This window comes from Kineococcus rugosus (genome assembly GCF_050871975.1).
GTDB lineage: Bacteria > Actinomycetota > Actinomycetes > Actinomycetales > Kineococcaceae > Kineococcus.
Map to the genome: position 1 here is coordinate 1 of NZ_JBJLSJ010000072.1, position 6,867 is coordinate 6,867.

General features: G+C 76.5%; 7 protein-coding genes. 3 read left to right on the top strand and 4 right to left on the bottom strand.

Annotation, left to right across the window (positions count from 1 at the left end):
* The 4 genes from ACRYM6_RS22790 to msrA all read right to left on the bottom strand — a co-directional run.
* Nucleotides 1–1,144 (bottom strand): hypothetical protein (locus ACRYM6_RS22790; protein WP_432545177.1); only part of this gene is annotated, 1,144 nt, incomplete at its 3' end.
* Nucleotides 1,141–2,340: an ATP-binding protein gene (locus ACRYM6_RS22795; protein ID WP_432545178.1), complete on the bottom strand. Its 1,200-nt coding sequence runs from the start codon at nucleotides 2,338–2,340 to the stop codon at nucleotides 1,141–1,143. The genes ACRYM6_RS22790 and ACRYM6_RS22795, both read right to left, overlap by 4 nt.
* Before the next feature lie 18 nt (nucleotides 2,341–2,358).
* Nucleotides 2,359–3,075, bottom strand: coding sequence for a sigma factor-like helix-turn-helix DNA-binding protein (locus tag ACRYM6_RS22800; RefSeq protein WP_432545179.1), 717 nt, complete (start codon nucleotides 3,073–3,075; stop codon nucleotides 2,359–2,361).
* A gap of 223 nt (nucleotides 3,076–3,298) precedes the next feature.
* Nucleotides 3,299–3,967 carry a peptide-methionine (S)-S-oxide reductase MsrA gene (gene msrA / locus ACRYM6_RS22805; protein ID WP_432545180.1) on the bottom strand — a complete coding sequence of 223 codons (669 nt, stop codon included), beginning with the start codon at nucleotides 3,965–3,967 and terminating at the stop codon, nucleotides 3,299–3,301.
* Between the two features lie 162 nt (nucleotides 3,968–4,129).
* Here msrA and ACRYM6_RS22810 point away from each other — a divergent pair, with 162 nt between their 5' ends.
* The 3 genes from ACRYM6_RS22810 to ACRYM6_RS22820 form a co-directional block, all read left to right on the top strand.
* Nucleotides 4,130–5,470, top strand: coding sequence for a M14 family zinc carboxypeptidase (locus tag ACRYM6_RS22810; protein ID WP_432545181.1), 1,341 nt, complete (start codon nucleotides 4,130–4,132; stop codon nucleotides 5,468–5,470).
* A 78-nt stretch (nucleotides 5,471–5,548) separates the two neighbouring features.
* A complete protein-coding gene (locus ACRYM6_RS22815; protein WP_432545182.1) occupies nucleotides 5,549–6,730 on the top strand; it encodes a cystathionine gamma-synthase in 1,182 nt (393 codons plus the stop codon).
* A partial coding sequence (locus ACRYM6_RS22820; protein WP_432545183.1) for a molybdopterin-dependent oxidoreductase occupies nucleotides 6,727–6,867 on the top strand: 141 nt, incomplete at its 3' end. The genes ACRYM6_RS22815 and ACRYM6_RS22820, both read left to right, overlap by 4 nt.

Sequence of the window (6,867 nt, forward strand, 5' to 3'; positions counted from 1 at the left end):
GAGACGGGCCCGACATCGTTTTGTCCCCCGCGGGGGCCGGGCCGGGGGCCCCCCCCGCCCCCGCCCGCAGCTCGGCCCACAGCGACCCGAACGCCCCCTCCACGTGCAGGTCCGTCTCCACCTCCAGCGCCACCCCGCGCAGGTGCGCCATCCGCAGCGCCGCCGCCACCGCGTCCGCCTCGGCCGGTGACCCGTCCACCGACAGCGTCGCGACGTCCCCGCCCGGCGGCAGCCGCAGCGTCACCCGCGCGCTGCCGCACGCCGTCAGGACCGGCGCCAGCACCGTCCGCAACCCCCGGACGAACCCGTCCACGCCGGCGCCGGGCCCCCGGTCGTCCACCACGTCGACCTCGCAGCCGCGGTCCCGGGCCCGGCGCAGCGCCGTGCGGACCCGCTCGTCGAGCAGGTCCCGGGCCCGCAGGTCGTCGCGCAGCCGCCGCTCCAGCGTCAGCGCCGCCCGCGACAGCACCGGCCAGGTGGGGGAGTCCGGGTCGCTCAGCGCCACCCGCCGCAGCAGCGGGACCGTGCTGTGCTCCAGGTCGTCGCGGCGCTGCCGGGCGCTGGCCCCCCGGGCCTCCGTCCCGGCGCGCGCGGCCACCGCGCGGCCGGCGTCGGCCTCGAAGCGGGCCACGTCGCGCGCGGTGCGGTCGAACAGGAACCGCACCCCCACCGCGGCGGTGAACCACACCAGCGCGGGCTGGTTCAGCGCCGCGAACGCCACCGCCCGGTGCGGCAGGTCCGACCCCGCGACCAGCACCCCCAGCACCGCCGCCGAGGACAGCTCCGCCGCCAGCGCGGCCAGCGGGCGCCGGCGCATCACGAGCGCGGCGACGAGGACCTGGGACAGCCCCGGCCACCAGTTCGCGTACGTGCGCCACAGCGACTCGTCGAGGAACGGCGTCACCGCCAGCCCGCTGAGCGGCACCACGGCCGCCATCGCCACCGCGGCCGGGCGGGACAGGTCCAGCGGGCGCCCGGTCAGGGGACGGACGGCGACCGCGCTCACGACGAGCACCACGACCATCGCGAGCACCGCCAGCCCCGGCTGCCGGTGCTGGTGCAGGGACGGCAGGGCCACGAGCGGGCCGTGCGAGAACAGCCACAGGACGGCCCCCAGCAGGCACGCCCGGTTCACCCCGTTCACGCCGTGACCCCCGAGGCCCCCGGGGCCTCCGTACCCCCCGGGGCCCCCGGGACCACCGGGACGCTGAGCAGGACCACGGTGCCCACCCCCGGCAGCGAGCGCACCAGCGCCCGGCCGCCCACCACGTCGGCGCGGCGGCGCACCGAGACCGCCAGCCCCAGCCGCGGGGTCGCGGTCCGCGGGTCGAACCCGACCCCGTCGTCGCGCACCTCCACGCTCAGCCGGTCCCCGTCGCGGCCCCGGGTGGTGCGGACGCGGACCCGGACCGTCGGCACGCCGCCGGGCCGGCCGTGCCGCACGGCGTTGCGGCACGCCTCGACCGCCGCGGACTGCAGCGCCTCCAGGGCCTCCGGCTCCACCCGGCCCCCGGCGCGGCCGGGCAGGGTCAGCTCCGCCCGCGGGTGCGCCGACAGGACCCGGTCGGACAGCCGCGCGGCGGCCTCGGCGACCGGCACCGGCCCGGGCTCGCCGTCGGGGTCGTGGGCGATGCTCGTCAGGGCCCGCCCGGCCGCGGCCCGGGCCCGCACCCGGTCCGCGCCGTCGTGCGCGTGCGCGGTCAGCGACAGCGACGCCAGCACGTCGTCGTGGACGATGCCGTCCCAGCGGGAGTCCTCCACCTCCACCGCCCGCGCCGCCGCGGCCTCGGCGGCGGCCCGCTCGGCCGCCGCGCGCGCCGTCTCGACCTGCCCGGCCGCGGCCCGCACCGACAGCACCGCCACCGAGGTGGCCGTGCCGATGACGAGCAGCCCCACGGCGTCCAGGACCGCGATGTCGCCCGGGACCGTCCAGACCCCCGACAGCTGCAGCGCCAGCCGCAGCGCCAGGTGCGCGCCGGTCAGCCCCAGCGCCCCCCACAGCGACGGGACGGCCACGGCCCCCGCCCCGACCGTCAGCGGGGACAGCGCCAGCACCCACGGGACCTCGTCGGGGTGCCCCGCGACCAGCGGGTAGGTCCCGAGCGCGGCGTCGCCGAGCAGCACCAGCGCCCACACGGGCCGCCACGGCCGGGTGCGGCGCACCGCGTGCAGCACGAGCCACGCGAAGACCGCGAGGTACGCGGCCAGCAGCGGCGCCGTCCACCAGCCGGGCGCCTGCGCCGGCCCGGTGGCCAGGTTCGCGACGACCGTGGGCGTCACCGAGACCATCGCCAGCGCCAGCACGAGGGCCAGCAGCCGGTGGACGCCGCGCCGGGTCACCGGCCGCCCACCGCCGGGTCAGCCGTCGGCACGGGACCCGGGGGCGGGCAGCGGCACCGGCGCCAGGACGCCGTCCTCGACGGCCCGCCGGTACAGCTCCATGCGCGTGTACGCCGGCCGGTCGACCGCCGCGTACTTGGCGCGGATGCGCTTGAGGTAGCTCTTGGCCGTCTCCGGGGTCACGCCCAGGCGCAGCGCCACCGAGCGGGCCGGCATGCCGCCGGCGTACAGCTCCAGGACGCGCCGCTCCTGCGGGGACAGGTGCGAGGTGAGCGACTCGTCGACCTGCAGCGCCGCCGCCGTCTCGGCCGAGGAGACCGTGTCGCCCTCGGAGACCGCCCACAGCGCCTCCGCGACGGTCGCCACCGGCCGGTCCTTCAGCAGGACGCCCTGCGCCCCGGCCTGCATGGCCTCCAGCGCCTCGGCGTGCAGGCGGCCCTCGGTGTAGACCAGCACCCGCGAGCCCGCCGCGCACAGGGCGGCGACGTTGCCCGCCGGGCGCGATCCGTCCCCCAGCCGCAGGTCGAGGAGCACGACGTCGGGGGCCGCGGTGCCGCTGAGCGCGGACAGCAGCTCGGGCACGGTCGGCGCGCTCGCCACGAGGGCGACCCGCTCGTCCAGCCGGGCCAGCTCGAGCTGCAGGCCGGCCAGCAGCGCGGGGTGGTCGTCGACGGCCGCGACCCGCAGCGTCCGGCCGGACGCGGTGTCGTCGGTGTCGTCGGTGCTGCCAGCCACGTGGAGATCCCCTCTTCCCGGGGGGAGGGTAGTGGAACGGGGGGTCGATCGCCCCCCAAAGGGGGCCACGCGGAGGCTGTCGCGGCCCTGGACGCTCTGGGAGGATCTGCGAGGGCACCCCGCCGGGGGGACGGGTGGCCCGTGCGTGCGCTGGGGGGCGCAGGCAGACGAGAGGGGACGGTGCCCACGGGCACCGTCCCCTCTCTGCGTCCGCGCCGGCCGGTCAGTCGGTGGAGACCAGCCCGATCTGGCAGGTCAGCCCGTTCGGGCCGTGGTTGCAGTACCCGTTCGGGATCTTGTCGAGGTACTGCTGGTGCTCCTCCTCGGCGTACCAGAACGGGCCCGCCTCGCTCGCCGGCCGGATCTCGGTCGTGATGCGGCCGTGGCCGTGCTCGGTCAGCTCGCGCTGGAACGTCTCGCGGGTGCGCTGCGCCGCTGCCCACTGCTCGTCCGTGGTCGTGTAGACCGCGGAGCGGTACTCCGTGCCGCGGTCGTTGCCCTGCCGGTAGCCCTGCGTCGGGTCGTGGTTCTCCCAGAACGTCTTCAGCAGGACCTCGGGGCTGACCCGGGCGGGGTCGTAGGCGACCAGCACGGTCTCGGCGTGGCCGGTGCGGCCCGTCGTGGACTCGTAGTACGTCGGGTTCTTCGTGAAGCCGCCCTGGAAGCCCACCGCGGTCGTCACCACGCCCGGGACCTGCCAGAAGATGCGCTCCGCGCCCCAGTAGCAGCCCATGGCGAACGAGATCACCTCGGTGCCCTCGGGCCAGGGGCCCTCCAGCGGGGTGCCCAGGACGGTGTGCGTCGTCGGGACCTCGAAGCGCCGCGTCTCCGACCCCGGCAGGGCCTCCTCCGCGGTCACCATCTGCGTCTTGTACGGGTTGCCGAACCGCATGCCCACTTCCCTTCTCTCGTGCCTCGTGCAACCACGGCGGGGGGCGGGACGTTCCCGCCCGGCCCCTTGTGCCGGGGACGGGCACCTGGTCAGATGACGTCACAGCTGTCCCACAGGTAACTACCCTCTGGAGTCGCAGTGCTACCTCTGTCCCCCCGTCCCGTGCGTGACCGCCGTCGTTCGCGCGCCACGGGTCTCGTGCTCGCCGGAGCCCTCGCCGTCACCACCGCGGCGCTCGCCGGGCCCGCCGCCGCCGACGAGCCGGGCCTGCCCGGCCCCGCCGTCCCCGGCGGCCTGCGGACCGGTTTCGAGACCTCCGGCGGCGCGACGTGGACCACCCTGGAGCAGGAGCAGCAGTTCCTCCAGGCCCTCGACGCCGCCAGCCCCCGCCTCACCGTCACCGAGGTCGGCCGCACCGCCCAGGACCGCCCCCTCCAGCTCGTCGCCGTCGGCGCGCCGCAGCCGCTGCCCGCCGAGGCGGTCGCGCGCGGCAGCTCGGTGCTGTTCACCTGCACCCAGCACGGCGACGAGCCCAGCGGCCGCGAGGCGTGCCTGACCCTGGCCCGCGACCTCGCGACCACCACCGACCCCGCCACCGCGCAGTTCCTGCGCAGCACCACCGTCCTGTTCGTGCCGACCGTGAACCCCGACGGCGTCGCGGCGGGCACCCGCGAGAACTCCGAGGGCGTCGACGTCAACCGCGACCACCTGCTGCTGCGCACCGCCGAGGCCCGGGTCGTCGCCCAGCTCCAGCGCGACCTGCGCCCCGACGTCGTGCACGACCTGCACGAGTACGGACCCACCCCCGGCAGCTACGACCGCGACCTCATCGCGCTGTGGCCGCGCAACCGCAACCTCGACCAGCGGGTCCACGACCTGTCCCGCGACCTCACCGAGCAGGAGGTGCTGCCCGCCGTCGAGGCCGCCGGCAACAGCACCGGCATCTACGGCTACCGCTACGACGGCGACGGGAACGTCGTCGCCCAGCTCGCCGGCGACGGGCAGGAGCGCATCCTGCGCAACACCTCCGGCCTGCGGCACTCCCTGGGGATCCTCGTCGAGGCCAGCAACGCCCCCGCCTCGCCGCTGGAGGAGGCCAACCCGGCGCTGCTGAACCAGCGGCGGGTGTCCACCCAGGTCACCGCCGCGCGCGCCACCCTCGGCATGGTCGACGAGCGCCGCGCCGAGATCGCCGACGCGACCGCCGCGTCCCCGGCCCGCAGCGCCGCCGAACGCACCACCGTCGCCTTCGCCGGGGCCGACAACGCCCTGCCCACCCCCGACCAGGTCGCCTTCGACCCGCCCTGCGGCTACGTCCTGACCGCCGAGCAGGCCCGGGCGGCGGCCCCGACCCTGGAGCTGCAGGGCGTCCGCACCGAGGCGCGGGCCGACGGCACGGTGCTCGTCCCGGCCGCGCAGGAGGCCCGAGACCTCGTGCACCTGCTGCTCGACGAGCGCGCCCAGGAACCCCTGACGGTCGGCGCCCCCGTCGCCTGCTCCTGACCCCCCGCACCCCCCAGGCACCCCCCGGCCGCCCCGGCGGCCGGGGGGACCGCCCGGGCGGGCTCGTAGGCTCGGTCCGTGACCAACTCCGAGCTGCCCGGTTTCTCGACCCGCGCCATCCACGCCGGCCAGGAGGCCGACCCCGCCACCGGCGCCGTCGTGACGCCGATCTACCAGGTGTCCACCTACAAGCAGGACGGGGTCGGGGCCCTGCGCACCGGCCTCGGCACCGGCTACGAGTACTCCCGCTCGGGCAACCCGACCCGCACGTCGCTGGAGACGCAGCTGGCCGCGCTGGAGCAGGGCGCGGCCGGTTTCGCCTTCGCCTCCGGCCTGGCCGCCGAGGACGGGATCCTGCGGGCCCTGTGCCGGCCCGGCGACCACGTCGTCATCCCCAACGACGCCTACGGCGGCACCTACCGGCTGGTGAAGAAGGTCGCCGAGCCGTGGGGCGTGGAGCACACCCCCGTCGACCTGGCCGACCTGGACGCCGTGCGCGAGGCCGTGCAGCCCGGCCGCACCCGCCTGGTGTGGCTGGAGACCCCGACCAACCCGCTGCTGACCGTCGGCGACATCGCCGCCATCGCCGAGATCGCGCACGCCGCCGGGGCGCTGCTCGTCGTCGACAACACCTTCGCCACCCCCTACCTGCAGACCCCGCTCGTCCTGGGCGCCGACCTCGTCGTGCACTCCACGACGAAGTACGCCGGCGGCCACTCCGACGTCGTCGGCGGCGCGGTCGTCGTGCGCGACGGCGACGACGGCCGCGGCAGCTCCCTGGCCGAGCGGATCGGGTTCCACCAGAACTCCATGGGCGCGGTGCCCGGGCCGTTCGACTCCTGGCTCGTGCAGCGCGGGCTGAAGACCCTCGCGGTGCGGATGGAACGGCACTGCGACAACGCCGAGCGCGTCGTGGAGTTCCTGCAGTCGCACCCGCGCGTGACGCGGATCCTCTACCCGGGCCTGCCCGAGCACCGCAACCACGACGTCGCGGCGAAGCAGATGAAGCGGTTCGGGGGGATGATCTCGTTCCGCACGGCGTCGGTGGAGGACGCGCTCGCGGTGTGCAAGGCGACCGAGCTGTTCACCCTGGGGGAGTCCCTCGGCGGCGTGGAGTCCCTCGTGGAGCACCCCGGGAAGATGACCCACGCCTCGGTGGCCGGGTCGCTGCTGGAGGTCCCCGACGACCTCGTGCGGCTGTCGGTGGGCATCGAGGACGCCGACGACCTCGTCGCCGACCTGGCGCAGGCGCTGGGCTGAGACCCCGCCGGGGCGCTCGCCGGGCCGAGCACGGGTTCCCGGTCCGCATGGTGATCCCCGGGCTGTACGGGTACGTCTCGGCGTGCAAGTGGGTCGTCGACCTGGAGGTCACCACGTTCGCGGAGAAGACCGCGTAC